Source organism: Pseudoalteromonas sp. 0802 (assembly GCF_013350085.1).
Classification (GTDB): Bacteria; Pseudomonadota; Gammaproteobacteria; order Enterobacterales; family Alteromonadaceae; genus Pseudoalteromonas.
Genome location: NZ_JABVXE010000009.1, coordinates 1 through 24,377, shown reverse-complemented (window position 1 = coordinate 24,377; position 24,377 = coordinate 1). Strand labels below are relative to the sequence as shown.

Annotated in this window: 24 protein-coding genes; 7 read left to right on the top strand and 17 right to left on the bottom strand. The window is 41.2% G+C overall.

Annotated elements, in window-relative coordinates; all coding sequences use genetic code 11:
• The first annotated feature begins 48 nt into the window (after positions 1 to 48).
• The gene (locus HUS61_RS21820) at positions 49 to 1,380 is read left to right on the top strand and encodes a PAS domain-containing methyl-accepting chemotaxis protein (protein ID WP_175082859.1); all 1,332 of its coding nucleotides are present in this window, start codon (positions 49 to 51) and stop codon (positions 1,378 to 1,380) included.
• A gap of 51 nt (positions 1,381 to 1,431) precedes the next feature.
• Here HUS61_RS21820 and HUS61_RS14120 read toward each other — a convergent pair whose 3' ends face one another.
• On the bottom strand, positions 1,432 to 2,430 hold the full coding sequence (locus tag HUS61_RS14120) for a DUF4382 domain-containing protein (protein WP_062565824.1): 999 nt from the start codon (positions 2,428 to 2,430) through the stop codon (positions 1,432 to 1,434).
• 229 nt (positions 2,431 to 2,659) lie between these two features.
• Between HUS61_RS14120 and HUS61_RS14115 the strand changes: the two genes are divergently transcribed.
• Complete coding sequence (locus HUS61_RS14115; protein WP_175082858.1) at positions 2,660 to 3,100, top strand: hypothetical protein; 441 nt, start codon at positions 2,660 to 2,662, stop codon at positions 3,098 to 3,100.
• Between the two features lie 36 nt (positions 3,101 to 3,136).
• Here HUS61_RS14115 and HUS61_RS14110 read toward each other — a convergent pair whose 3' ends face one another.
• From HUS61_RS14110 to HUS61_RS14085, 6 genes are all read right to left on the bottom strand, one after another.
• On the bottom strand, positions 3,137 to 4,825 hold the full coding sequence (locus HUS61_RS14110; RefSeq protein WP_175082857.1) for a methyl-accepting chemotaxis protein: 1,689 nt from the start codon (positions 4,823 to 4,825) through the stop codon (positions 3,137 to 3,139).
• 98 nt (positions 4,826 to 4,923) lie between these two features.
• Positions 4,924 to 5,433, bottom strand: a complete 510-nt coding sequence (locus HUS61_RS14105) for a GNAT family N-acetyltransferase (protein ID WP_175078763.1) — start codon at positions 5,431 to 5,433, stop codon at positions 4,924 to 4,926.
• A gap of 3 nt (positions 5,434 to 5,436) precedes the next feature.
• Positions 5,437 to 6,780, bottom strand: a complete 1,344-nt coding sequence (gene astB, locus HUS61_RS14100) for an N-succinylarginine dihydrolase (RefSeq protein ID WP_175082856.1) — start codon at positions 6,778 to 6,780, stop codon at positions 5,437 to 5,439.
• Positions 6,781 to 6,828: 48 nt separating this feature from the next.
• Positions 6,829 to 7,059: a helix-turn-helix domain-containing protein gene (locus HUS61_RS14095; RefSeq protein ID WP_054562555.1), complete on the bottom strand. Its 231-nt coding sequence runs from the start codon at positions 7,057 to 7,059 to the stop codon at positions 6,829 to 6,831.
• 583 nt (positions 7,060 to 7,642) lie between these two features.
• Positions 7,643 to 8,656 (bottom strand): zinc-binding alcohol dehydrogenase family protein, encoded by a 1,014-nt coding sequence (locus HUS61_RS14090; protein WP_175082855.1) that lies wholly within the window; start codon positions 8,654 to 8,656, stop codon positions 7,643 to 7,645.
• Between the two features lie 93 nt (positions 8,657 to 8,749).
• Positions 8,750 to 9,181, bottom strand: a complete 432-nt coding sequence (locus HUS61_RS14085) for a MarR family winged helix-turn-helix transcriptional regulator (RefSeq protein ID WP_055197371.1) — start codon at positions 9,179 to 9,181, stop codon at positions 8,750 to 8,752.
• A 123-nt stretch (positions 9,182 to 9,304) separates the two neighbouring features.
• Here HUS61_RS14085 and HUS61_RS14080 point away from each other — a divergent pair, with 123 nt between their 5' ends.
• Positions 9,305 to 9,733 carry an organic hydroperoxide resistance protein gene (locus tag HUS61_RS14080; RefSeq protein ID WP_054562552.1) on the top strand — a complete coding sequence of 143 codons (429 nt, stop codon included), beginning with the start codon at positions 9,305 to 9,307 and terminating at the stop codon, positions 9,731 to 9,733.
• 27 nt (positions 9,734 to 9,760) lie between these two features.
• On the opposite strand, the gene HUS61_RS14075 is transcribed toward HUS61_RS14080, so the two are convergent.
• A complete protein-coding gene (locus tag HUS61_RS14075; protein WP_175082854.1) occupies positions 9,761 to 11,494 on the bottom strand; it encodes a GMC family oxidoreductase in 1,734 nt (577 codons plus the stop codon).
• A 25-nt stretch (positions 11,495 to 11,519) separates the two neighbouring features.
• Positions 11,520 to 12,953, bottom strand: coding sequence for a coniferyl aldehyde dehydrogenase (locus HUS61_RS14070; protein WP_175082853.1), 1,434 nt, complete (start codon positions 12,951 to 12,953; stop codon positions 11,520 to 11,522).
• Positions 12,954 to 13,060: 107 nt separating this feature from the next.
• On the opposite strand from HUS61_RS14070, the gene HUS61_RS21815 reads away from it, so the two are divergent.
• Together HUS61_RS21815 and HUS61_RS14060 are read left to right on the top strand one after the other, a co-directional pair.
• Complete coding sequence (locus HUS61_RS21815) at positions 13,061 to 14,065, top strand: AraC family transcriptional regulator (protein WP_062565818.1); 1,005 nt, start codon at positions 13,061 to 13,063, stop codon at positions 14,063 to 14,065.
• 116 nt (positions 14,066 to 14,181) lie between these two features.
• Complete coding sequence (locus tag HUS61_RS14060) at positions 14,182 to 16,305, top strand: methyl-accepting chemotaxis protein (RefSeq protein ID WP_175082852.1); 2,124 nt, start codon at positions 14,182 to 14,184, stop codon at positions 16,303 to 16,305.
• Positions 16,306 to 16,554: 249 nt separating this feature from the next.
• Here HUS61_RS14060 and HUS61_RS14055 read toward each other — a convergent pair whose 3' ends face one another.
• Positions 16,555 to 16,869, bottom strand: a complete 315-nt coding sequence (locus tag HUS61_RS14055; RefSeq protein WP_062565816.1) for a hypothetical protein — start codon at positions 16,867 to 16,869, stop codon at positions 16,555 to 16,557.
• A gap of 336 nt (positions 16,870 to 17,205) precedes the next feature.
• The gene (locus tag HUS61_RS14050; protein WP_175082851.1) at positions 17,206 to 18,678 is read right to left on the bottom strand and encodes a diguanylate cyclase; all 1,473 of its coding nucleotides are present in this window, start codon (positions 18,676 to 18,678) and stop codon (positions 17,206 to 17,208) included.
• A 401-nt stretch (positions 18,679 to 19,079) separates the two neighbouring features.
• Between HUS61_RS14050 and HUS61_RS14045 the strand changes: the two genes are divergently transcribed.
• Positions 19,080 to 20,597, top strand: a complete 1,518-nt coding sequence (locus tag HUS61_RS14045; RefSeq protein WP_175078770.1) for a DUF3360 family protein — start codon at positions 19,080 to 19,082, stop codon at positions 20,595 to 20,597.
• A gap of 45 nt (positions 20,598 to 20,642) precedes the next feature.
• Here HUS61_RS14045 and HUS61_RS14040 read toward each other — a convergent pair whose 3' ends face one another.
• On the bottom strand, positions 20,643 to 21,167 hold the full coding sequence (locus tag HUS61_RS14040) for a hypothetical protein (RefSeq protein ID WP_175082850.1): 525 nt from the start codon (positions 21,165 to 21,167) through the stop codon (positions 20,643 to 20,645).
• 52 nt (positions 21,168 to 21,219) lie between these two features.
• Between HUS61_RS14040 and HUS61_RS14035 the strand changes: the two genes are divergently transcribed.
• Entirely contained in the window at positions 21,220 to 21,579 is a 360-nt protein-coding gene (locus tag HUS61_RS14035; RefSeq protein ID WP_063704408.1) for a DUF1294 domain-containing protein, read from the top strand.
• Positions 21,580 to 21,629: 50 nt separating this feature from the next.
• On the opposite strand, the gene HUS61_RS14030 is transcribed toward HUS61_RS14035, so the two are convergent.
• The 5 genes from HUS61_RS14030 to HUS61_RS14010 all read right to left on the bottom strand — a co-directional run bounded on the left by HUS61_RS14030 (position 21,630) and on the right by HUS61_RS14010 (position 24,124).
• On the bottom strand, positions 21,630 to 21,974 hold the full coding sequence (locus HUS61_RS14030) for a hypothetical protein (protein WP_175082849.1): 345 nt from the start codon (positions 21,972 to 21,974) through the stop codon (positions 21,630 to 21,632).
• Between the two features lie 249 nt (positions 21,975 to 22,223).
• Positions 22,224 to 22,541, bottom strand: a complete 318-nt coding sequence (locus HUS61_RS14025; protein WP_175082848.1) for a DUF600 domain-containing protein — start codon at positions 22,539 to 22,541, stop codon at positions 22,224 to 22,226.
• A gap of 26 nt (positions 22,542 to 22,567) precedes the next feature.
• Complete coding sequence (locus HUS61_RS14020; protein WP_175082847.1) at positions 22,568 to 23,095, bottom strand: hypothetical protein; 528 nt, start codon at positions 23,093 to 23,095, stop codon at positions 22,568 to 22,570.
• 195 nt (positions 23,096 to 23,290) lie between these two features.
• Entirely contained in the window at positions 23,291 to 23,773 is a 483-nt protein-coding gene (locus HUS61_RS14015; protein ID WP_175082846.1) for a hypothetical protein, read from the bottom strand.
• 9 nt (positions 23,774 to 23,782) lie between these two features.
• Positions 23,783 to 24,124, bottom strand: coding sequence for a hypothetical protein (locus HUS61_RS14010; RefSeq protein ID WP_175082845.1), 342 nt, complete (start codon positions 24,122 to 24,124; stop codon positions 23,783 to 23,785).
• Positions 24,125 to 24,377: the final 253 nt, after the last annotated feature.

Below are 24,377 nucleotides of genomic sequence, written 5' to 3'. Positions count from 1 at the left end.
TAATTTTATTCCTCGCTCTGCTGGGCTAAACTTTAGCTAAGTACCTTAATGACTGGTGTTTCAATGTGGTTTAGTAAAAGTAAAGATCAACTCATTGATGCGTTGCAGCATGATGTTGATAGAAGTCAGCAATATTTAGCTGGGATCAGAGAAAATATTGCTTATATCGAATTTACACCAGATGGAACTGTTCTCGAAGCTAATGATTTGTTTTGTAAAACAATGAAAGTGCAAGCTGGCGATATTATTGGTCAGCATCATCGTAAGTTTTGTGCGCCTGAATATAGTAGCTCAAAAGAGTATCAAACGTTTTGGCAAGATATCGCTAAAGGCCAAGCAAAATCAGGGGTTTTCTCGCGCATAAATGGTGCCGGCGAAAATATTTGGCTGCGTGCAACCTACTTTCCGGTACGCGGTGATGATGGTAAGGTGCGCTGTGCAATTAAGTTCGCTTCAGAGATTACTAAAGAAGTCGAAAAACTTGATGAAATGTCGGCAATCTATGATGCCGTTAATAAAAGCACTGCGATGATCCGCTTTACGCCGGATGGTCATATTATTTCAGCGAATGATAATTTCTTAAATGTTGTAGGCTATAGCCTCGCTGAAATCCAAGGTCAGCATCATAAACTGTTTTGTTATGATGACTTTTATCAAAAGAACCCTAACTTTTGGCAAGAGCTGGCGAACGGGCGCATTTTTTCTGGGCAATTTTCTCGTAAAAAACGTGATGGCAGCCCGCTTTATTTAGAGGCAACCTATAACCCTATTTTTAATAAACAGGGTAAAGTGACACAGATCATTAAGTTTGCATCTGATGTCACCGCTAGAGTTAACAGCACCGAAGAAGTGAAACATGCAGCTGAAAATGCCGGCCACACGTCGGAAGAAACCTCGCAAGTCGTGACCAATGGTCAGCAACGAATTTTAAGCAGTGTTGAGTCATCAAAAAAAGTGAGCGAGCAAGTTCATCAAACCCGCGAACTGTCAGATGTTTTAGCGCAGCAGTCATCACAAATAGGTGAAATTGTAACAACCATTAATAGCATCGCAGAGCAAACAAACTTACTCGCCTTAAATGCAGCGATAGAAGCTGCCAGAGCCGGGGAGCATGGTCGCGGTTTTGCTGTGGTTGCCGATGAGGTTAGAAATTTATCGCAACGTACTTCTGTGTCGACCAGCGAAATATCAGGCTTAATTGGTAAGACGCAAGAAATCGCAGCAAAAATGACGGCTCTTATCGAAGAAATAGAAGCACTGTCTGGTGAGTCTCAGCAAAATGTTGAAGAAGTCAGCATGATCATGGAAGACATTAAAACCGGTGCAGATAAAGTGGTGGATCAAATATCCGAAGTGATTATTCGTTACGATACACTTTAAACAACAAAAAGCCCGCAGTGCGGGCTTTTTAATGGGGTATTGATTCCAATATTATTCAGAAACAGTGAAAGACACGTCTAAGTCTTCACCTGATGTTACTGTAATTGGTTTTACTTGATAAAGCGTAAATGCTTCGTCTTGCGTTTCTACGTCATCGATGTGCGCAGCGCAGGTATAAGCAAGTTGATAATCACCAGGTTGAATGAACGCAAGTTCAAATTCGTATTGGTTATCTTCGCTATCGAAAACAACATCCGCCGTTGCAAGAGGTGCATCTAATGGTGTTTCATCTTCGTTAACTTCATAGTTATCCATTGGCATTTCAACATCGCTGCTGTATAGGTAAACAGCATGACCGAATGAGCCATCTTCTAGTGCGATATCGATATTATCAGTTTCACAGTTAGCGATAAGTACGTCGCTTACAGTGCCTTCGATATCTTCAGATTCAGCAAGGTTTTCTAAGCGAACTCCGCGTGGTTTTAAGAAGATCTCATCACTATTTTGTGGATCAACTAGTGACTTTTTAAGGTCAAATTCAATAACAAACTCGTTACCAGCTTGGTTTAGGGTAAAACCATCAAGTTGAATTTCACCGATACCATCGTTGCCTTTACGTTTAACAACCAGTGGTGCAATGCTGTCATCTTCGTAAACAACATGCGAAGTCATGGTTAAATCGTTTGTGTCACCATTGATAACATCTGCACGGATCCATTGATATTCGCCAGCAGCTACTTCTTCATCTTCTAATAACGAAAATACATCATCACCTGTGTAGTCTAATAAATTAACCATTTCAGGCATGGTTTCATCATCATCTTCACGGGTCTCAAAAGTGAACTCTTCACCACCTTGGGTTTTCAATGTGATTGAATCAAACACAACATTTACAGCTTTTAAACCTGTTACAGGTGCATCAGACACACCTAACGTGAACTGTGCAGTTTGCGGCTGAGGATCAACCGAATCGTTCTTGTCGTCATCTGAGCCACAACCAACAAGTGCAAATAGAACGGCGCTGCTAAGTAATGTAGTTTTAAAGTTCATCATTTCTTCCCTTTGTGTTCTAAAAATTTACTAATAGTTTAGTCACTAAAGCTTAATGCAACTTGAATTGCTAATAATAAGTTTCGATTAACATCTTTGTACCTTTTATGTAACAACCTGAAAGCCACGACAAAATATAAATGCAAATTTAGCGTGCTTTTTAAGCAAATCCATTTTTCTTCCACATTTTGCTGACACCATCGCAAAAAATAAAAATCTAGGAACAAAAATGAAGGTCATTGATTTAGAAAAGCGCTTTGAGCTTAGGAGTTGGGCACTGCTAGGTGCATTTAACGTAATCTTATTTGTGGGATTTATTAATAGCGTATCAGAAGTAAGCAGCTTACTTTTTAGCTTTTTAGTTTGTGCAGTTACGTTGTTATTAGCGCTACTTGTGTTTAATTCAAAGCGCAATTTAACGGTGTGTCGCCATGGTGTGCATTACCGTAATATATTTGGACAATGCCGTCATATGCATGCAAGACAAGTGCAGTTTATTCACCATTACTCATTTTTTGGTTTGCGCTTAGTACTCATTATGGGCGAAAAGTATATTTGTATTGCGCCTTTTTATAGCCTTAATGACAAACATCAACAACGTCTAAAGCGCTACGATAATAATTTGTTCGATTGGTTAAAGAACTTACAAAAAACCAATGATTTTTGTTAAGCAGGCCGCAATGCCTGCTTAACCATTGATCAGCTATTAGGTTTTATAACGGCTTACATTTTGTTCTAACTGCGTTGCCGTGTCTGTTAGTTCATGCATGTATGACGTTGCTACATCGGTATCATTAGCGGTTTTGTTAGCAATATCGACAATGGTCGTCATGTTTTGATTAATCGCTTCAGACACTGATGTTTGCTCTTCAGCGGCGGTGGCAATTTGTGCATTTTGTGATGTGATGGTATTAACCGAAAGCAGTACTTCATTAAGCGCTTTTTCGACTTCGCCCGCCTCATTAACACTGGTTGCACTGCCTGATTTAATTGACTGCATAATGCTATTTACAGTTGTTGTTCCTTGCTGAACTTGCTCAATCATTGCCTCTATTTCATGAGTACTATCTTGCGTGCGTTTTGCAAGCGTTCGCACTTCATCAGCCACCACTGCAAAGCCACGACCTGCTTCACCTGCTCGGGCAGATTCAATAGCTGCGTTCAGTGCCAGTAGATTTGTTTGCTCGGCAATATTTCTGATCACATCAAGCACACTGCCAATTTGACTCGATTGTTGATTAAGCTGATCCACCGCATTAGCCCCTTCATCAACTTGTTTGGCAAGGCCATTAATCACTTTTATGGCAATGAGCAATTGATTGTTAGCTTGCTTAACTAAATGATCGGCATGTTCAGCAGCGGTTGAGGCCTCTTGGGCGCTGCGGGCAACTTCCATTGACGCCGCCGACATTTCGTTTATTGCGGTTGCAACTTGCTCACTTTCTTCATGTTGACGATTAATACCAGAATGCATATTGGCAAGTAGCTCGTTGAGTTTGTGTGACGCTTGATTCATCGATTGCGATGATTGGCGAATATCAATAACCATTTTACCAACGTCATCGGCAAAGCGGTTAAACGAACTGCCAAGCTTGCCCAGTTCATCGTCTCGTTTCACCATTAAACGTTGGGTTAAATCGCCATCACCTTGTGATATATCGTTCATTGCTAGTACGGTTGTGTGCAAAGGGCTAGTAATACTGCGCGATACTACCACTGCAATCGCTGCGGTAATTGCAACTGCGAATATTGAAGCGATAACTGTGTTTATAAAGGCATTATCGATACCTTCATTAACCCGTTGTTCTGTAACTGCAACTTGTTGCTCAAGGCCACTGATCCAAAAGCCGGTTCCGAGCACCCAGTTCCATTTTGGGACCAAAGCGGCATAACCGAGTTTAGGGTTTACACTGCCATTGGTATTTTTCCAAGAATACTGCACATAACCACCGCCTTTCTTCGCAGCATCAATCAGCTCTCGTATCAGATAAACCCCATTAGGATCTTTAAAATCATATAGGTTTTTACCCTCAAGTGAGGCGTTAACGCCATGGGCAATATTGACACCTTTTACATCATAAACAAACACATAGCCTGTATCGCCAGCATCATCAAAACGCAAATTACGCAATATGCTTTTTGCTTGGCTTTGCAGCTGTTCAGTATTAGAGCCATCATCTTGCGCGATGAGATGAGCAATCGAACTCATGGCAATTTTTTGATAGTTACTGACTTCGGCCTTTCGGTCGTTTTCCATTTGTGTAGCAAAACTTTCAACGGTTTGCGCACCACTGTGTTTTGACTGCACATAATTGTAGAGTGTCAGCATTATTGCAATGAGTAGGGGGGGAAGTAGGGCTAGAAAAAGTACCCGTTGCTGTATTGATAGCGCCATTTATCGCTCCTAATAAAAATCCGCAGTACTAGTTTAGTACTTTTATAGATTTTTATTAGTCGACTTTATGATTATATCAATTGGCTATAAAAGCAGATCTAGGCGACCTGCTTATAAAAATACACCGTTGCGTCAAATTCACCGGATGAACTTTTCGCAAAACCAGGAATAGTGCCAGCTTCAATATAATCGAGTTTGCGATACAAATATGAAGCAGAGTCACCTTGACGGGTATCAAGTACCAATAATTGAATACCTAAGATACGGGCGTCGGTTTCTAGGCTATTCATCAATTGTTTTGCAATTCCTTTGCCTTGATATTCGCTGTGTACCATGAGCTTTTCTACCTCGCCGCGGTGAGTGCCATTGGCTTTGGCGCACAAAGAAAGCTGCACTGAGCCAATCACCGTATCACCATCAAGGGCCAGATAAAGCCTACGGTAAGGCGTTGCTAAATCGCCATCGACCCCTTGCCAGTAGTCATGTGCTGACTGTAATGATAGCGGGGCAATAAAGCCGATTGATGCGCCACTGGCAACGCTATCAATCAGTAAACTATTGAGTGATTTAGACACCCCTTTAATAGAGTGTACAGCTTTAATTTTCATTATTTATTCTTGTTGAAATGGATACACAGAGCCTAAATTAAGTAAATTGGTTAACTCATCAAGTGCTTGATAGCTTTCGGTTAAAAGCATTGGATCGGCAAAGTCGTCACTACTTAAAGAGTCACGGTAATGCTTATTCGCCCAACTTACTAATTGGTTATATTTTTCTTCGCTGAATCGTACACCCGGATTGACCGCTGCGAGTTCGTCAGTGTTGAGCGCTACACGCAAGCGTAAACAAGCAGGGCCACCGCCATTTTGCATGCTTTGGCGCAAGTCAAAAAAGCGCACTTGCTGAACTGGGTTATCTGCCAAAATCATTTCTTGAATGTAATCGTGAACAGCTTGATTACGCTGACATTCTTTAGGTGCAACCAGCATCATGCTGTCATCACTTAAGGTAATTAACTGGCTATTAAATAAATAGCTGCCTACAGCATCTGTAATGCTCACTTTATTGGTTGGCACTTCAATAATATGTAGCGGCTTGTTGCCTAGGTAAGCTTGTTTAATCTGTTTTAGCGTATCAGCTTGATGCAAAAACGCTTGTTCATGGCATAAAAGTACATTGCCATTGGCCACAGCGATTACATCATTATGGAATACACCTTGGTCTATCACATCAGGATTTTGTTGAATAAATAAATGATTTTCTGGCTTTAGCTGATGTAGACGGGCAATTGCTTGCGAAGCTTCAAGAGATTGTCTTGCAGGAAATTTAACGGGTTTTGGTAAGGCGCTATTAAAGCTACTTGCCCCATAAACAAAGATCTCAAGCCCTGCATCTGCATGGCTGTCGCATAATCGATTATGATTTGCGGCACCTTCATCACCAAAAAAGCCTTGATCAGGTAAGTGTATATGATGGCTAAAGTAACGCTCATCGTTAAACATGGCTTTTAATAAAGCCGTAGTTGTAACGGGTTCTAACGAGCGGTGAAATTTGTTATTTAAGTTAGCAGCCGTAAAGTGCACTTTGCCATCAAGCGTATCGACTGAAGGCGAGATAGTGCCAGCATTGGCTGTCCACATGGCCGATGCACTGTAACAAGCTCGCAGTAAAATAGGGTCGGCTTTAAATGCTTTTTCAATAATCTGGCTATCGCTGCCTGTAAAACCTAAACGCTTTAGCACATTAATGTCGGGGCGAGCATGGGGTGCAAAAATACCTTGTTCTAGGCCTAATTCGTGCATCGCCTTCATTTTTTCAAGGCCTTGTAGCACGGCCTCTTTGGGGTTTGAATGCGAAGAGGCGTGACTGAGTGAAGCGACATTGCCATACGATAATCCCGCGTAATTGTGAGTAGGCCCCACTAAGCCATCAAAGTTTACTTCTACTGCGTGCATACTTAATCCATCATTATTGTGCGTGTATTTTAACCATACAGAAGTTATTTAGCTGAAGCTAGCTAACTCCATTTCTACATTACGTAGACTTTGTTGAAGGCGCTTCTGTGTGGCAATTAAATACGCTTTTTGTTTGTTCTGTTTAACTTGCTGCTGTCGTGCGGCTTTGTATAACACACGCTTAGGAATGTCGTACTGCTCAGACGCTTCGGTGATTGTCAGTTGGTGAACCGAAATTTTTTTAAGCGCTTCAATAAATGCGGGGTCATTATTTAACATAGCGACGCTCCAAATCAGCAACATTATGCGGATCGTTTGCTTCATGCATATGCCATGTGCTGATGTCTAATCGCCAAAGTAGATAAAGAGTGTGAAAGAAGTTAGTCACGTTAGTCTCCTTGTTAGTGCCAGTTCATACTCACTATTGGAAGATCTGTGCCAAACCTTTATTAAATTTAAATGCATTAAAAATCAATTGGTTAATGTTAGGCGGTAAGGGCGTCCCCAAAAACAGGCACTAAAATAGTGAAAGGTAAGTGCAGTAATGCACTTTAATGATGCGTGTTTGTATTATTGAACGAGGAAGTACGCGATGTGAAATCGCTGCTCGCAGCTCGTATCTCGTTTTTCGAAACTTTACTCTCGTAACTTGAATCTTAATTTTTTGTTTCGCGCGCCAAGCAAGCGTGACACCTACGGGTAGCAGCGGCTTTTTGCCGCGATATTGATGAGGTAGGGGCGATACGAGAATAAAACGCGATGTGAAATCGCTGCTACAAGCTCGCACCTCGTATCTTTACTCTCGTAACTTTAATCTCGCTAACTTTCCCCTCGCAACTCGTACCTCGTAACTTTCCCTTCGTTACTCAAACCCTTCCAACACAAGCTTTCCGCGAGCTTTGTGAGATTCTAAAATCCCATGGGCTTTAACAAGGTTTGCTACGTTTATCTTACCTAAATGCTCACCCAATGTTGTTTTGATTGTGCCGTTATCAACTAAGCTAGCAAGCTCTGAAAGAAGCTGATGCTGGGCAATCATATCATCGGTTTGGAACATTGAGCGGGTATACATAAACTCCCAATGCAACGAAATACTCTTACGCTTTAACTTTAAAATATCAAAGCTTGCAGGGTCGTCGATCAGTGCTAATTTACCTTGTGGCTTGATCACTTCCATAATGCTATCTAGATGTTGGTCGGTGTGCGTTAAGCTCACTACGTAATCAAATTCACTTAGGTCGGCCGCAAGACGTTGCTCGTTAAGGTTTTTGCTATGATCAAGCACATGATCAACACCTAAATCTTTAAGCCAGTTGGCGCTTTCTTCTCGTGCGGCGGTACCAACAACTGTTAAATTGGTAAGCTGCTTGGCAAGTTGCACTAAAATTGAGCCTACACCACCGGCTGCACCTATCACTAATACAGAGGCTGGCTTATTGTTTTGAGACTTTTCAATCTGTAAGCGGTCAAACAATAACTCCCATGCGGTGATACTGGTTAATGGCAGGGCGGCTGCTTCACTATTACTCAGGCTTGTTGGTGCAAGACCGACAATGCGTTCATCAACAAGTTGCAGCTCAGCATTACTGCCTTGGCGCGTTAAGTCGCCAGCATAAAACACACGGTCACCGACATTAAATAACGAAACCTTGTCGCCAACAGCTTTAATCGTCCCCACAGCATCCCAGCCAATAACTTTGTAGCCAGTGTCTGGTGACACATTAGCGCGAATTTTAGTATCAACGGGGTTTACTGAAATTGCTTCTACGGCTACAAGAATGTCGTGACCTGTCGCAACGGGATCAGGTAATTCAATCGCTTGTAATGATGAGTCCGATAACGTTGGGGTTGCTGTAGTGTATCCAAATGCTTTCATGATGGTGTCCGTATTGATGAGTTTTGAACACTATAGCGTATAGAATTATATTAAAAAGAGGTGTAATCCAAATTCACTTTCAAATAATTTTTGTTAATTAAGGTCACTATTTACTAAATCGAGTAATTCAATCAGTTGCAGTGCTTGTTGTTCGTTAATGCTTGGGAAGCGACAACGAATTTGCGACGGTATATCGGCAGCTTGATCTTGCATTGCCTTGCCTTTGGCTTCGAGCTGCACGAGTCGTTTGCGTTTATCTTGGCTATCTTTGGTGATCGACAACAATGCTTTATCGCTCATTTTTTTCAAAATTTGCGTCATTGCACCGCCATCAATGGCGGTTTTTTCAAGTAATTCAGCAATGCTGATCTGATCTTTTTCCCACAGCGCCATCATCACTACGTATTGCGGGTAGGTTAAATCTAATTGATTAAGAGAATCTCGATACGCACGGGCAATCCCATTCGATGCCATATATAAACGATGGCATAGCTGGTTATCTAATTTTAGTTGTGGGTATTTCATACTCGATCCTCAAAATTCAATACGAGTATTTTAATTTGCATGCAAAGTATTTGCAATCCCGAAAAAGCTGATCTAATATATTTTGCATGCAAAATATATTTTCACTCAATTAGGAGAGTAAACATGAAAGAATTACAAAGCGTGGCATACACAGCAAAAGCAACAGCAACAGGTGGCCGTGAAGGCACAGCAAAATCAGATGATGGTCGTTTAGATGTGGCACTATCAACTCCTAAAGGGTTAGGTGGTGATGATGGTCAAGGTACAAACCCTGAGCAATTATTTGCTGCAGGTTACGCGGCTTGTTTTATCGGTGCATTAAAGTTAGTGGCTGGCCAAGCAAAAGTTAAATTACCAGCTGATACTCATATTAACTCTGAAGTATCTATTGGTCCTATAGAAGGTGGTTTTGGTATTGCTGTTAAGCTTGCGGTATCGGTAGGTGATCTTGATAAAGACACCGCTCTTGCACTGGTTAATAAAGCGCACGAAGTATGCCCATACTCAAACGCAACGCGTGGTAACATTGCTGTCGAATTATCAGTGATCTAATCGCTATTTATCAAAATAGGCCGTGCTTTATGCACGGCTTTTTTGTTTTTCAGCAATCGATTTTGCTAAATCACCTGAACCAGTAAGCGCTGATACTAGGCCTTCGCGTGGTTCACTAAATTGTATTGGCTTTATCTTGCTTGCTCGGGCTGCATCGAATACCGGTATTTGGCTCATTGCATATTCAGACAATGCGGTAATGGTTAAAGATGGGTTTACCCCTAAATTACCCGGTATGATTGAGCCGTCAATAACTCGTAGGTTTTGATAGCCGAACACTTCTCCAGAGCTATCAACTACGCCGTTAGAGGCATCAGTTCCCATGGCGACTCCACTCATTATATGCGCCGTCATCGGTGCTCCAAATAGCACTTCAGATAAGGCTGAGCCCGGCACGCCACCGAGTTTTTCGGCGTAGAGTTTGGTTGCTTCTTCTGCTTTTGGAAAACTAACACTAAGCGGCGTGTCATTGTCTTTTTGCACCGCAGTAATGCCGTTTTTAAATAAGCGATACCATTTACGTCGCCATTCTAGGTGAATAAACGCCTCGGATTTTTGCATCACCAAAAAGAGAATTGAGCTGCGGGCTTTTCCTTTTGGTCGCAAGACTTTGGCTGTTTTTATTGGATGGCGCAGTGTATTCACTAAAAACTTAGCAATACGCTTGAGGCCTTTTCCAGTCACCATGGGAACGTAAGGTAAATATAGCCATGTGCCATCGGCGCCTTCTCTAAACCGGCAAATTTCAATATTGGTGTCTTTGTCGACCGAAATAAATGAGCTGATCGCAACACCATCATCAACTTTTTTAGTAGTGTTGTTCGCGGTGGTGAGGGTTTCTGAATTAGTGCGAATTTGCTGACCTAGCCAAGCTGAAATATTGGGCAATGTTTTGTCTTTATCGCGCATTTTTAAAAGCAAAGGCACGGTGCCCATGACCCCTGCGCTTAGCACAACGCCACGTGTTGTTAGCGTATAAATATGGCTGTTGCGATGACTGGTATCTTTAATCTTAATTTTGTATCCGGCGCTGCCATCTGCATTGAGCGGGGTGATTTTGATTACTTCAGAGCTGGGTCTTATCTCTACGCCATTGCGCTCGGCAAAGTACAGATAGTTTTTCATTAAGGTGTTTTTGGCATTATGGCGACAACCAATCATGCAGCTACCACAGTAATGGCAGGTATTTCGCCTCGGACCATCGCCATTAAAGTATGGATCGGGTAGCTCTTTGTTATAGGCTTCGCCGGGTTTTGCAAAAAGCACCCCAGTGTTCACGGTTTTAAATGAGTCACCTTGGCCCATCTGCTCTGCAATCTCTTTTAGTGTGTGATCGGCAACATTGGTATAGGTATTTTTGGCACTGCCTAACATGCGCTGTGCAAGGCCATAGTAGGGCATTAGGCTTTCTTTCCAGTCTGATTTTATGCGTGTCCACGCTGGAGATTGAAATACTTCATCATCAGGAATAAGGTGCACATTGGCATAAATTTGTGAGCCACCGCCAACACCCACACCATGCAGCACAGTGACTTTGCTGGTAAACGAAAATTGAATGCAGCCTTTTAGGCCAATTTCTGGCTGCCACATATAATTTTTGATATCTAGGTTGGTTTTTGGAAATTCTTTATCGTCGCGGCGTAGGCCTTTTTCGAGTACTAAAACTCGGTTGCCTTTTTCGCTTAGGCGAAGCGCACTCACAGAGCCGCCAAATCCAGAGCCTATAATAATTTGGTCAAAATCAAATGTGTGTTGCTGCATTATTATCACCTGTTGGTGTTTATTGTTATGAATTTAATTTACTCAAAAAGGCTAAAAGCTTATCGGCAAACCTGCCGTAAGGCGGCATTAAAAATTTCACGCTTGAAAACTTGGCTTGATAAAACACCGGACGTAATTTTGAAAAGGTTAAAAAGCCTTCATAGCCATGGTAATGCCCCATACCACTGGCACCTACGCCACCAAAAGGTAAGTCGTGCTGACCGACATGAAACAGGGCATCGTTAACGCTTACACCCCCCGACATCACCTGCTCAATATAAAAGTTAATAAGCTGTTTGTTGTAGCTAAACGGATAAAACGCTAAAGGCCTATCTCGCCCTGCAATATAATCAACGACCTGCTGCGAGTCTTGATAGGTTTTTACCATTAAAATAGGTCCAAATGTCTCGCGGGTATCAATGCTCATACTGTCATTGCTGTTTAAAATTAATGTCAGTGGCAGTTTTCGCGTGTTGGCATCTGCCACTTGGTCGCTAAGCGTAATAACGTCAGCGCCAAGTTGTTTGGCTTCTTCAATACAGTTTGTAAGGCGTTTAAATGCGCGGTCATCAATAATGGCTGTGTAATCTTGGCTATGTATATCTGGCACATGTTTCTTCGCCCAGCGAGTTGCTGTATCGATAAACAGCGCAAGTTGAGACTGATGCACAAATACATAATCAACATTGGTACAAATTTGCCCTGCGTTCATTTGCTTTACATACATGATGCGCTCGACAGCTTTTTGCATCGGGTAATCAGTAGCAATCACAGCAGGAGATTTACCTCCTAACTCAAGGGTTACAGGCGTTAGGTTTTGCGCCGCTGCAGCCATCACTTTTTTGCCGGTTTCACCTGAGCCTGTGAACATAAGATGATCAAAGGGAAGCTTTGAAAAGGCGATGCCTACTTCACCAGTCTCACAGTAAAATTGCAGCTTTTCGGGCTTAAAATAATTGCCCACTAGCTCGCTTAAAAGCGCACTTAAATGCCGAGAGTCTTCAGACATTTTAACCATCGCCTTATTACCTGCTGAAAATGCTGCGGCTAATTGACTAAAGGCTAAATTTATCGGGAAATTCCACGGCACAATTAACCCTACAACACCTAAAGGCTGGGGAATAACTCGGCTCTTTGCCCCTAAATACATACGGTGATCAACATGTCGCTTTTGCACTTTCATCCACTTTTTAAGGTGCTTTAACGTGCTATTGATATCTGCACAGGCATTAATGATTTCGGCAAGTAAGGTTTCATGGCGAGAGCGATTACCATAGTCTTGATTAATGGCCTCGATAATACGTGCTTGGTTCTCAGTGATCATGGCTTTTAACGCAAGTAAGTGTTCACGTCTTTGCTGGTAGTTTTCAATACCTGCTGCTTTGGCATGGCTGCGCTGCGCGACTAAGTCGGCCATTAAAATGCTATCGATGCTTACTGGTTTAGTGGCAATGTTCATCTGTATGTTCTGTTTGTCAGAGTTTGTTCTAGCATAAATAAATCACTTGCAGTTGATTTGACTTTTTAGGACACTGAAATGACTCTTTAGGACAAAAGGCACACTGCGTGGAAAGTTTAATTCGCTCTTCTAGTTTAGCTGGGTTTGAGAATTTAGTGAGGCAATATGGTGTAAATCCAATTACTTTGTTGGAGAAAGCAGGTATTTTACCCGCACAGTTACGCGACCCAGACAGCTTTGTTGTTTACGCTCATTACCTTGAATTACTTGAGCTTGCTGCTCAAGCGTGTGATGAGCCATGTTTTGGCTTAAAGCTTGGCGCATCACAAAGTATGAGTACGGTAGGCTTGATTGGTGCTTACATGTCGCGCCAACCTACGATTCTTGATGCCCTTAATGTTGCCCAAAAATACATATACCTGCATGCCGAAGGCATTGTGCTAAACCTTGCTCTGCTTGGGCAAACAAGTTGTGAGGTACGTTTTGTCCGACTGTCTGACGAAAAACACGAGTTTGAGCAAAAGTCTCAGTTGGCAGTGTGTTTGGTCAATAAAATATTAAAAGAATTAGTTGGCCCGAAATGGCGGGCCGATAAAGTGTGCTTACGGCAATTTGTCGCAGTGAAACAGCGGCCCTTATTTAATAAAGTACTTAATTGTGAGGTTGAGTTTAACAGTGACGTGGATGCGATTTACTTTTCAAGCGCATTTTTATCCTATAAACCCCAGCTCAATGATGCCATTTTAGACACCTTAATAGCCGACCAACTTGAGCTGCAACGCCTTAATAAACTCCCCGATGAAATGCTGCAAATAGAAAGTGCGATGAAAATGTTGCTAGCAACCGGTGAGTGTAATAAAGAAAATACCGCCAAAAGTGTAGGGTTACACCCCAAAAAGCTACAACGCATATTAACTGAGCATAACACCAGTTATCGGCAATTATTGGACGAAGTTAGAAAGTCAGAGGCAATGCGGCTATTACAACAAAAGCACATCAATATGACCGATTTAGCACTGCGTTTAGGCTATGCGGAGTTGTCGATTTTTAGTCGTCGCTTTAAGTTATGGTTTGGTATGTCACCCACCGAATGGCAGCAAAACTTGGGCTAACTTAACAAAGCGGCTCAATCACAGTAAAACTTCATACTTTTTTTCTAATTGTCCCTATGTAGTCATGCAAATGGTCTAAACTATTAGCAAACCTACAATAAAAACAGGAAATGTCGATGCGGCAGTTAGCATTAGCGAAAAAGTTATTATGGCTTACGGTAGGCAGTATTTTTATTACTGTGTTTGTTTTATCAAGTGTTTTATGGTGGCAGCTGTCAAGCAGCAACCAGCAGTTAGCTGCGCAATCAGAAAAGCTGATTGTTGCAGAGGTGGAGGATAAGCTCGCTTCAAATGCCGCCGCATATGGTGAACAAGTTGCTGGGTTTATTAATGAAGCGTACCGAGTGCCTTATTCATTTGCCGCTATCTTAGGTGACAACGATGCGGCAGCTACCTTAACCCGCGATGCTGTGGTTGAGTTGAATCGCTCTCTATTACAAAAAAATGATATTCTTTCATCTATCTACTCGCAATTTGAAGCAAATGCGTTTGATGGCCGTGATGCTAATTTTATCAGCGGGTATGATCATTCTGTAGCAGGCGTTGGCACACTAGAAATTTATTTCACGCGCAACCGAGACGGCGTAATTGAGCAACAAGTGGTTGACGATGTAGCTGAAAAATATGTGGATACGCTCAATGAATTTGGCCAGCGGGAAGCTGAGTGGTACTTGTGTGTAAAAGACACCAAAGTGCCCTGCATTATGGAACCCTACCTATACGAAATCACCCCAGGTTATTCTGAAATGATGACCTCTCTAACTGTGCCCATTCTTCGTGATAACGAATTTATTGGTGTTGCTGGGGTTGATTTAACATTGCCTGTATTTCAAAGCATGACCGAAAAGCTCTCAAAAGAGCTATATAACGGTAAAGCCCGCGTTACCTTGCTAAGTTCACTCGATTTAGTGGTTGGTAGTAGCCATTACAAAGATAAGCTAGGCAGACCGTTAAAAGAGGCGGTGACTAAAAGCATTTTAGACAATTACGTAAAAGCGAAAAAACAAAGTGGTGTATTTAAAGTTGGTGATGAGTATTTAGTTAACTACCCAATTAGCATTAAGCTTGCGAAAACACAGTGGAACTTATTGATTGAAGTACCCGCTGAGCTTGCCCTTGAAGGGCCTCATGCGCTAGCAAATAGCATGAGCGAAAATGCCAATACACTAGGTGGCTTAATCTTGGTTACAGGTATTATTATTGCTGGTGCCGCCTTTGTAATCATGACCTTATTGATCCGCACAATTGTGGCACCACTACAGCAAATTCAACAGCGCGTTGATAACCTTGCCAGTGCCGAAGGTGACTTAACTCAAACCCTGCATGTTGATACTCACGCTGAGCTAATCGCATTGGCAACTGGCTTTAATGCATTTCTTGCTAAATTACGAGATTTAATTGGTGAGCTTAAAAATGTATCAACGCAAACCAAAGAGCAGGCTCACTTAGCGACCAGTGTTGCTGTTGATACTAAGCACAACGTTCAAGCGCAGTTCCAAGAAATTGAGAGTGTTGTGACCGCCATGAATGAAATGAGCGCAACAGCACTCGAAGTAGCAAGAGCCTCAGAGCAGTCAGCACAGCAAGCTGATGAAATAAACAGCCTTGTGGTGAGCAGTGAATCGAGCTTGTCGTCTGCGGTTACCCAAGTTAAAACCATGTCGGATGAAATCAAAGAGGCCAATCAAGCAGTTGAAAAAGTTGCGGCACGTAGTAACGACATTACACAAATTTTAGATGTGATCAGAACAATTGCAGAGCAAACTAACTTACTTGCACTGAATGCGGCAATTGAAGCGGCAAGGGCCGGTGAACAAGGCCGTGGCTTTGCGGTGGTGGCTGATGAAGTAAGGGCACTTGCTTCAAAAACACGTTCATCAACCGATGACATCAGTGGCCTAATCGACAGTTTACAGCTGGAAGTAGGTAACGCTTCTAAAGTAATTGAACAAGGTGTTGTGCGTGCACAAACCGCGGTAGATGAAACCTCCGTTGCATTTGATGCATTACACGAAGTTGTCGTCAAAGTGGACGAAATCACGCAGCAAATTACCCACATTGCAACGGCTGCAGAAGAGCAAAGCTCAGTCACAGAAGAGATAAACCGCAACCTGACGTTAATTTCAGATGCCGCATCGCAACTAGCTGAGCTATCTACCCAAGCCGGAGATGGTAGCCAAACCCTCAATGCACTCGTTGCTCAACAGGATGATGAGTTGAATAAGTTGAAGACGAAATAGTTTTAAGGAACTAGGCGCTAGGAGCTAGGAGCTAGGCGCTAGTTGCGAGATACGAGATACGAGGTTCGAGAAAAACGCGATGTAAAATCGCTGCTACATGCTCGCATCTCGTTACTCGTATCTAATACTTCGTTTCGCGCGCCAAGCAAGCGTGACGCCTACAAGGTAGCAGCGGCTTTATGCCGCGACAAAGGGTAAAAATATCGTTATGCGGTGAAGTAATCGGATCTGAAAATCGATTAAGGATGGTTATACATCGCTCGTAATTGTTAGATATTTATTTTTACCAAAAGTAACGTAATAAATGGGTAAAAATAGACCCGATAGTAAGTTCCTGCTCATAGTGTTTGAAACAGTTACTTTATTTGATTGAATATCTTTGACAGAAAGTTTAGGGCTAGAGCACCAATCAATGGAGAACCAGATAAATTCAGCGTCATCAGGTATTGTGTAGTTGGCTAAAGAGTTGGGTTTGACTTTGCCGATTTTTTTAGAGTCGGCCCATAAAGTGTAATCTCTAATTTTATCATGATATTGTTTTGGTCTGTTTACTTCAATTTCCATTTGAACCTCACAAGGATAGTAATTCCATTAAACTTAACGGGCTTATAGCTCGTTTTCTTCCATATCCATTGTATTTTTATCAGAGCCGTTAATTAATTACTAGTCGTATAGTGCAAGGAATCTTAGGCTCGCATCTCGCATCTCGTTTCTCGTACCTCGTCTCTCGTACCTCGTCTCTCGCATCTCGCATCTCGCATCTCGCATCTCGCATCTCGCACCTCGCACCTCGCATCTCGCCCCTCGCATCTCGTACCTCGTCTCTCGTACCTCGTCTCTCGTCTCTCGTAACTTTACTCTCGTAACTTTACTCTCGTAACTAGCAACTCGAAACTCATTCTAACTACACTGCGCTTGATTACGGCCTTGGTTTTTGGCTTGATACAATGCTTTATCGGCGCGTTTTAACATCGATTCTATATGCTGATCGCTTGCTTGTAAGGTGCTTACGCCAATACTCACGGTGAATTTAACGTGTTTGTTGTCGGCGATGATGTCTTGCTGTTCGATATCGGCTCTGATCTTTTCTGCGATTGCAAAGGCTGTGTGGTTATTTGCCATAGGTAAAAATAAGACAAATTCTTCTCCACCAATGCGCCCTGCAATATCTGATGCTTTGCTATGTTGGATGAGTTTATGCGCTGTGGTTCGTATTACTTCATCGCCAGTAGCGTGGCCAAATTTATCGTTTATAGCTTTAAATTGGTCTAAATCTAGCAGTAAAAGAGAGCAGGTACATTGCGCGTCATGATATTTTGCAAACTGCTGATTAACCTTTTCGAAGAAGCCGCGACGATTATAAAGTTGTGTTAAATGATCTGTCACAGATAAGGCTAATGCTTCATGCTTAGCACGTTCTAGCTCATAGGTTCGTTCTTCTACTTTTTGTTCGAGCATGGTGGTCAGCTTTTGTTGTTCTTTCTTGCGTTGAATAAACACGGCTTGAATGAGTAATACCGCTGAAAGAGTAAATAAAAAGAAAAACTGCATGGTCACTTCTGCTGTTTTAGGATGATGATAATAAAAATACCCCCAGCCTTGATTACTTCCGACCCAAGCTGCAAAAAATACTAACATATTCATGCAGCTGGTGGCGGTTGGTGATAACCGCGTAGCGGCATAAAGCAGTGGAAACAGCAGTAATGCAGGCTGTAAAAATGGCAATGTCATGGTTGTGTATGCGGGGCCAAAAATAAAATAACACAACAAAACCACGGTAAAAGTAAGCAACAGAAGTTTAGAAAATTCACTAGGGGTGACCGTATGAGGCCAATTTCGCCATAAAAAGTAAAGGGCAGGGGTGAACACAATTGCTGCTAAGGCATTGCTAATACTCCAATTTAATATGCCTACATACAAGCCATTAAACCACTCAATACCAACTAGTGAGTATATGCCCACACCGAAAAGTGCAGAAATCACGCCAATCGCAATGCAAGCAACAATAAACACTCTGGCTAAACTGGTGACGCTCGTTAGCAGCGTGTGTTGTTTAAGTTTTCGGTTAATTAGCCAAAATGCCGTTAAAGCTGCGAGAGTATTGCCTGTGGTTGTCGCGGCATTTATTGCTATGTGTTTAAACGTGAATGGATTCAAGCCGCTTAGGTAAAAGTAAAAAAACACAACTAAACAGGTGCCTGATGCAACGCCCAACCAGGCTTTACGACCAAATAACATCAAGCCTGCCAATGCGACTCCTGCTGGAGGCCATACTGCTAGTGTTTTTAACACTTGCATGGTAAACAAGCCAAACAGCAGATAAACAGAGCAAACAATGATATTAAATTGCCAAGGCTTGAGCTGTGTGTTCATACATCCCTTTATGCGCTTATGTGAGAAAGCCACCGACTGGCGAGTTAGTATTAATCAAACTACTAATAAATTAGTATATTAGTAGTTAGGAATTAGGCAAATTCGATTAATTTAAAAGTAGTTTTTCTCTAGCTGTTTGCTATTCATACAATTTATTAGACTAATAGTTAATGTGCTTAAAAAACAATCTTTTGCTTACTCTTTAAAAGCACTAAATATAAATAAATCATTAATTATCAATTGTTTGAGTGTATTTTATGAGTCTCTCAACTTATTAAAAACACCTATTTTATAAATTCATACCCGACCATTTGCCTAATCGTGTTTTGTATCTGGCTGCTTTACCCTAACTGCATAATAAAAACTCACACAATTTTTCAAGATAGGCAGTAGGAGAACTCATGAATACGAGGCAGCAATCAGCGTCAACAACGCCTGCTGAACAAGGATCGGATACTCATACCGACCAGCAAAGCTATCAAGCTCTTCATAAACCCAGCAGTGAATTTTCGAGTCGTGACGAATACCTTGAACACGAATTACAAATTATGCAGCCTAAGCGCTGGCGTCCTAACTTACCATTTCGTGATTATCGGTTTGAATTAGAAGACTCTATCCCTGCCATGGCAGGGACTATAGGTAAGGTGGTTATGGTGGGTGCAATTGCTGCAACGTTTGCAGCGCCACTGGGCTTAGGTGAAGGCTTTATTCTAGAAAATGTGCGCTATGAGCTGTTAATTGTATCGATCTTCATTTTATTATTTTCAGGCTTCTTTTTACCAACAGCAAACTTAGCGGGTACGCATGGGCCGCTTATTCCTTTGATCCCGATTGTAGTTGCTGCGGGTGGTCACCCAATGGCCTTCGGTTTACTGATAGGAGCGTTTGGCCTATTACTCGCGCTTAGTAAAGGCGGGAGTTTACTGGCGGGGTTAACCAGCCGAGGCGTGTGTGGCGGTTTACTGCTTTACCTTGGTTTTATTGGCACGATTTCGCAGGTTAAAAAGCTATTTGCATGGGCTGAAGGTATTGATATGACTCATATTGCTTTCATTGTGATTTTGTCGACTATCGTGTTGTATGCATTACTTGAGCACTACAAAAAACGTTGGTTAGCCGTGCCATTAAGCTGTTTACTTGGCGGTTTAATTGCATTTTTACTGGGAGCGCCGTTTGAGTTTAAGACCGCACCGGGTTTACCAAATATGAACCCAATGTATTGGTGGGGTGAAAATACCGGTTGGATGCTGGGTTTACCAACCCTAGAGAGCTTTGTGGTGGTATTGCCATTTGCGGTGCTTGCGGTTGCCATGTGGTCACCTGACTTTTTAGGGCATCAAGTATTCCAAAAAATTAGTTACCCAGAACGCACAGAAAAAGTACAAATGAACATTGACGATACCATGTTCAGTGCTTCAATCCGCCAAACGTTTGGTTCTTTGTTAGGCGGCTCTAACTTTACCTCTTCATGGGGAACCTACATCGTGCCAGCAGCCATCGCTAAACGCCCAATTCCTGCCGGAGCGGTGTTAACGGCATTATTTTGTATTATTGCCAGTATTTGGGGTTACCCAATGGATTTAGCTATTTGGCAACCTGTGTTATGCGTCGCGCTAATAGTTGGTGTGTTTATCCCGCTTCTAGAAGCGGGTATGGAAATGACCCGCGAAGGTAAAACTACGCAATCGGCTGCTATTGTGGTGTTTTCATCGACTTTAGTGAATCCTGCATTTGGCTGGTCATTAACTATGTTGCTCGACAATCTGGGCTTAATTGGTTGTAAAGAGCGAAGCTCTGAACTAACCCCAATGAGCCGCTGGATCATTCCATTAGTAATGTTTGTTATTTTAACAAGCGTGATGGCAATGGTGGGTATGTTGCCAGGTATTCCGGCATTAATGGCAGACTTTAGACATTAATATATAAGGGTAAGGTGATAAACGCCTTACCCTTTTTTAAAGCTTTTATTTAAACTTAACTGTTTTTTCGCTGCGGGTGTAAGTTCGGGTATCGGGTTTTGTCCATTGACCTTTTTTAAGGTAAGAGGTCGACACTACAAAGCTGTTGTTTTTAAACTCGCTTGTCGATTTGACCTTAGTGATCCCTTCTTTATTACCCGTTACATTTTCATAAGCAACAAATTGAGTAGGGCTAAGTACATTCATAGTGCCTTGGGTATAAAAACCTGCCGTAGTGAAGTAATAAAACACCAAAGACTGCTTTTTATTGTCCCAAAAAATCATCGACTCACCACCATATTCACCTTCATTGATAGAGTGAATGGTTTTAATCGCCGTGCCATTGAGCGCGCGTTGCCAGGTACTCACATCTTGCACCGCAGGTTTACCTGCTGCGACATTAAAGTCTGACTGCCACGTGCCTAAGTAAGGCTCAAACACTTTTAGCTTGTCATCAAGTTGTTGCTCTGCTGCTATAGCAGAAAGTGAACATAGGCAGATTGATAGTAAAAGTGATTTTAGGTATGCCATAATAGCGCCCCGATAAAATTAATTTGTTTTGCACAGTATAGGTGATAATTCGTTGATTAAGAAAACATTAATTACATTTTCATTGTTGTTTCTAGCACTGCTATGGCTGGTATCGTGGCAACTTAATATTACCTACTTTATTGCAGGCACTTACAGCGTAGCGAGCTTAATAAGCTTTTTGGTATATGGCTGGGATAAACGTTTAGCGATGCAACATGGCGAGCATGTGATAAGAGTACCTGAGCGTACACTGCATATTTTAGGATTAATCGGCGGCTGGCCAGGTTCATTAATTGCACAGCAATGGTTAAGGCACAAATCTAAAAAACGCAGTTTTATTGCCGTACTTTGGCTAACAATTATTGTTAATGGCAGTGCACTGTCGTCACTGTATTATTTGCAGTTAATTTAAAAGAAGATCAAAAAAGGAAAGCCGCTGCTTTCCTTTTTCGTGAAAACGACTTATTGTGCAGCTTGAATTGATTCAATACTATCAAGCTCAATCGTTAGAATCGTTTTCTTATCAACAACAACCCATTTGCGGTAAGTTAAGTAACCAGGTTTTGTTACTTCAATGTCGTACTTACCTTCATTAAGTTCGATACCATCTTCATAAACAGGTTTAATATTCATAATACGAACACGCGCATCATCAGGTGTTGTGACCACTGTTAATGAAATTACCGATTCATCTACAACCACTTCAGGTGTTACTTCTGCAATAGGCTCTGGTTGGGGCTCAACATCATAGTTTGATGAACAGCCGGCTAAAACCAATAATGCAAATAATGCGCTTAACTTTTTCATAAATACTCCATTTAATAGTTCACAATAAACGAAATCGCTTATAGTTTGAAAACTTATGAATAATCAAGGAATAACAATAGAGGTGGGTAGCTATTATTCGTCTTCCGTGACTTTCATATTTATCATCAATAATAAAATTTGAGATATTTTAGTATGTATCCTAATAAGGTTCAAATTATAGTTTCATTAATGTTATTAAATAATGATTTTTAATTATTGTGTGTATTGTGGTTTTAAAAATAGTGATTATTAATTTTCATCATTGTTTTCTTTATCAAGCGCTATGCTGAATTTTCCCTGCCGAGTGATATTAAAAATCGCACGTTGCCAATTTTCTGGTTGATTTTGTATTGCAGAATCAAACAGTGTTTTAAATAAATCAATAATATGGTCAGAAACGGCAATAGGGTGCTGAGTTTCATCGGCCTCTTTTTCATAAAAAGCCTGGCATGTAATGACCTCATCGTGCTGGCAATCTAAAACTAACATTGCTTTCGACCAGTCACCGTTAATTTGTTGATAGAGGTATTGACCTAGTTGCTGTGGTATTTGTGAGTTGGGTGTCATGTGCTGTCCTTAGCATTGTTGTTTTGTTATAAAGTGCCGTTTTCGTATTTATTGGCAAGCTCTTTCCATGTTTCAAAAAAACCGCCTTGAAATAGGTAGCTATCTGAAATAATTAATGATTGATAGCCCGAGCCATCAAAATCTTTGCGAGGATAGTTATATAAACTATAACCTTGATCGCCTCTAGCATTTAACCTCCCCATTAAACGTGTAAGGCCGATATCTTCACCTTCAACTAAATCGTCAGTGCTTATTTTTCCATGGGGTAACCCACCTTCGTGAGGCATTTTAGTAAAAAACTCAAACTTATTAACGAACCAAGGTAAAATTGAAAGTGGTGCATCAAATTGTCTAGTTGATAGAAAATTAGGTTTATTTTTACGTTTAACAATTCGGTGCGAAACAATTGAAAGGTGATTGCTTTGAATAAAAAAGGATTCAAAGTCACCAGGATAATTCAGCTCATCCTCAATTCTCACTAAAAGTCTGATATCTTTTGGTGGCACTTCCGGATCTTTGATTTCAATAAGGGGAGGCAAAAATTGTTTGGTCATGTTAAATTCCGCTTTTAATTGGTTGAATAATAGGAGTAATGTCTATTGCATTCCCAAATTGCTCTAAGTTGATCAGTTTTCTCTCAAAATTAAAGGTTTCAACTGCACAATAGTCTGCTCCTTTGAATAAACTGTTTAACTAACGGAATTTCTCTGTATTAGTTTTGTTATATTGCCAACATCCATGTTGCCGACTCAAATTTGTATTAATTTAAGCTTATCAAGCAAACCGCCATCGATAAGTAAAGCATCGGTAATAAAAAACTCCTGGAAGTTATCATCAAATTTCCGGCTCGGCCTAGAAAAATTAGCTAATCGAAATCCTTTTTGATTTTTTGCTCCGACATTCATTTCTCGGTAAAGAGCTAATGTCTCGTTTACAACAACTTCTTTTAGTTTATATTGCCCTGAAGGTAAGCCGCCTTCTTTTGCGCTCTTCCAAAATTTATTCTCAATACTATCAATAAGCCAGGAAATGGCTTTTAAAGGGATTTCGAGTTGATAAACATAATAATTAGGGATATCAGGGTGACCAAAATTTGGAGGTGCAATTACAAGAAATATTATTTGATTAGAATCTTTTAATAAAAAAAATTCTTCGTTTTCAAATCCTATGTTTTGAGATATGAAAACTTGTTCATATTTTTTTGATAAATTGAAAGGGTTTAGTAATTCCATATAAATCTCTTAATGGATTGGCTTTAAGGGGATAATAGTGACTGAATCATTGAGATCATTTATGGTGAGAGGATCTCTTTCGAAAGTAAAAGTTTCGACTACTCCGTATTTGCTGTTTATTTTTTCACCCCATGGTGAGTTAATATCTACTTTGGTCAAACCATTTCCACTATATAAAGTATTTGCGCCGAATTGATTCATAACTCTAAATTGAGCTTGTACTTTCTTATGTTCGGAATGGAGGGCTATTTTTGTAAAATTATTGAAAGCTTTTTCATTGAAGATATCTACACCTTGGCTTATGTAATGCTCTATTGTCTTTTTATATTGAAGACTGAACTCTTTTGTCATAATTTTTGCCTTGTTATAACGCAATTTTCCTACGCCATAACCGTGTCTTAATTTAATGCAATGGGTATATTAATAGTACCTAGTACTTCATCACACAAGTTCTGACTAGTTGAGGGCACCATAAGCTCTCTCAAGTTTTTTACGAGCTGATTCAACATTAAATAGCCAGTTTATATTTGTTCTTTCTTTATTCCTGCTCCATTCCCAGGCCGCGAGTTCTGTCTTTAGTTCTTCCATACTTGCTATACGTCTA

Excerpts from the sequence above, each read along its gene's own strand:
- HUS61_RS21820 (WP_175082859.1), top strand. The coding sequence starts at position 49 with ATGACTGGTGTTTCAATGTGGTTTAGTAAAAGTAAAGATCAACTCATT.
- HUS61_RS14120 (WP_062565824.1), bottom strand. The coding sequence starts at position 2,430 with ATGAACTTTAAAACTACATTACTTAGCAGCGCCGTTCTATTTGCACTT.
- HUS61_RS14115 (WP_175082858.1), top strand. The coding sequence starts at position 2,660 with ATGAAGGTCATTGATTTAGAAAAGCGCTTTGAGCTTAGGAGTTGGGCA.
- HUS61_RS14110 (WP_175082857.1), bottom strand. The coding sequence starts at position 4,825 with ATGGCGCTATCAATACAGCAACGGGTACTTTTTCTAGCCCTACTTCCC.
- HUS61_RS14105 (WP_175078763.1), bottom strand. The coding sequence starts at position 5,433 with ATGAAAATTAAAGCTGTACACTCTATTAAAGGGGTGTCTAAATCACTC.
- astB (WP_175082856.1), bottom strand. The coding sequence starts at position 6,780 with ATGCACGCAGTAGAAGTAAACTTTGATGGCTTAGTGGGGCCTACTCAC.
- HUS61_RS14095 (WP_054562555.1), bottom strand. The coding sequence starts at position 7,059 with ATGTTAAATAATGACCCCGCATTTATTGAAGCGCTTAAAAAAATTTCG.
- HUS61_RS14090 (WP_175082855.1), bottom strand. The coding sequence starts at position 8,656 with ATGAAAGCATTTGGATACACTACAGCAACCCCAACGTTATCGGACTCA.
- HUS61_RS14085 (WP_055197371.1), bottom strand. The coding sequence starts at position 9,181 with ATGAAATACCCACAACTAAAATTAGATAACCAGCTATGCCATCGTTTA.
- HUS61_RS14080 (WP_054562552.1), top strand. The coding sequence starts at position 9,305 with ATGAAAGAATTACAAAGCGTGGCATACACAGCAAAAGCAACAGCAACA.
- HUS61_RS14075 (WP_175082854.1), bottom strand. The coding sequence starts at position 11,494 with ATGCAGCAACACACATTTGATTTTGACCAAATTATTATAGGCTCTGGA.
- HUS61_RS14070 (WP_175082853.1), bottom strand. The coding sequence starts at position 12,953 with ATGAACATTGCCACTAAACCAGTAAGCATCGATAGCATTTTAATGGCC.
- HUS61_RS14060 (WP_175082852.1), top strand. The coding sequence starts at position 14,182 with ATGCGGCAGTTAGCATTAGCGAAAAAGTTATTATGGCTTACGGTAGGC.
- HUS61_RS14055 (WP_062565816.1), bottom strand. The coding sequence starts at position 16,869 with ATGGAAATTGAAGTAAACAGACCAAAACAATATCATGATAAAATTAGA.
- HUS61_RS14050 (WP_175082851.1), bottom strand. The coding sequence starts at position 18,678 with ATGAACACACAGCTCAAGCCTTGGCAATTTAATATCATTGTTTGCTCT.
- HUS61_RS14045 (WP_175078770.1), top strand. The coding sequence starts at position 19,080 with ATGAATACGAGGCAGCAATCAGCGTCAACAACGCCTGCTGAACAAGGA.
- HUS61_RS14040 (WP_175082850.1), bottom strand. The coding sequence starts at position 21,167 with ATGGCATACCTAAAATCACTTTTACTATCAATCTGCCTATGTTCACTT.
- HUS61_RS14030 (WP_175082849.1), bottom strand. The coding sequence starts at position 21,974 with ATGAAAAAGTTAAGCGCATTATTTGCATTATTGGTTTTAGCCGGCTGT.
- HUS61_RS14025 (WP_175082848.1), bottom strand. The coding sequence starts at position 22,541 with ATGACACCCAACTCACAAATACCACAGCAACTAGGTCAATACCTCTAT.
- HUS61_RS14020 (WP_175082847.1), bottom strand. The coding sequence starts at position 23,095 with ATGACCAAACAATTTTTGCCTCCCCTTATTGAAATCAAAGATCCGGAA.
- HUS61_RS14015 (WP_175082846.1), bottom strand. The coding sequence starts at position 23,773 with ATGGAATTACTAAACCCTTTCAATTTATCAAAAAAATATGAACAAGTT.
- HUS61_RS14010 (WP_175082845.1), bottom strand. The coding sequence starts at position 24,124 with ATGACAAAAGAGTTCAGTCTTCAATATAAAAAGACAATAGAGCATTAC.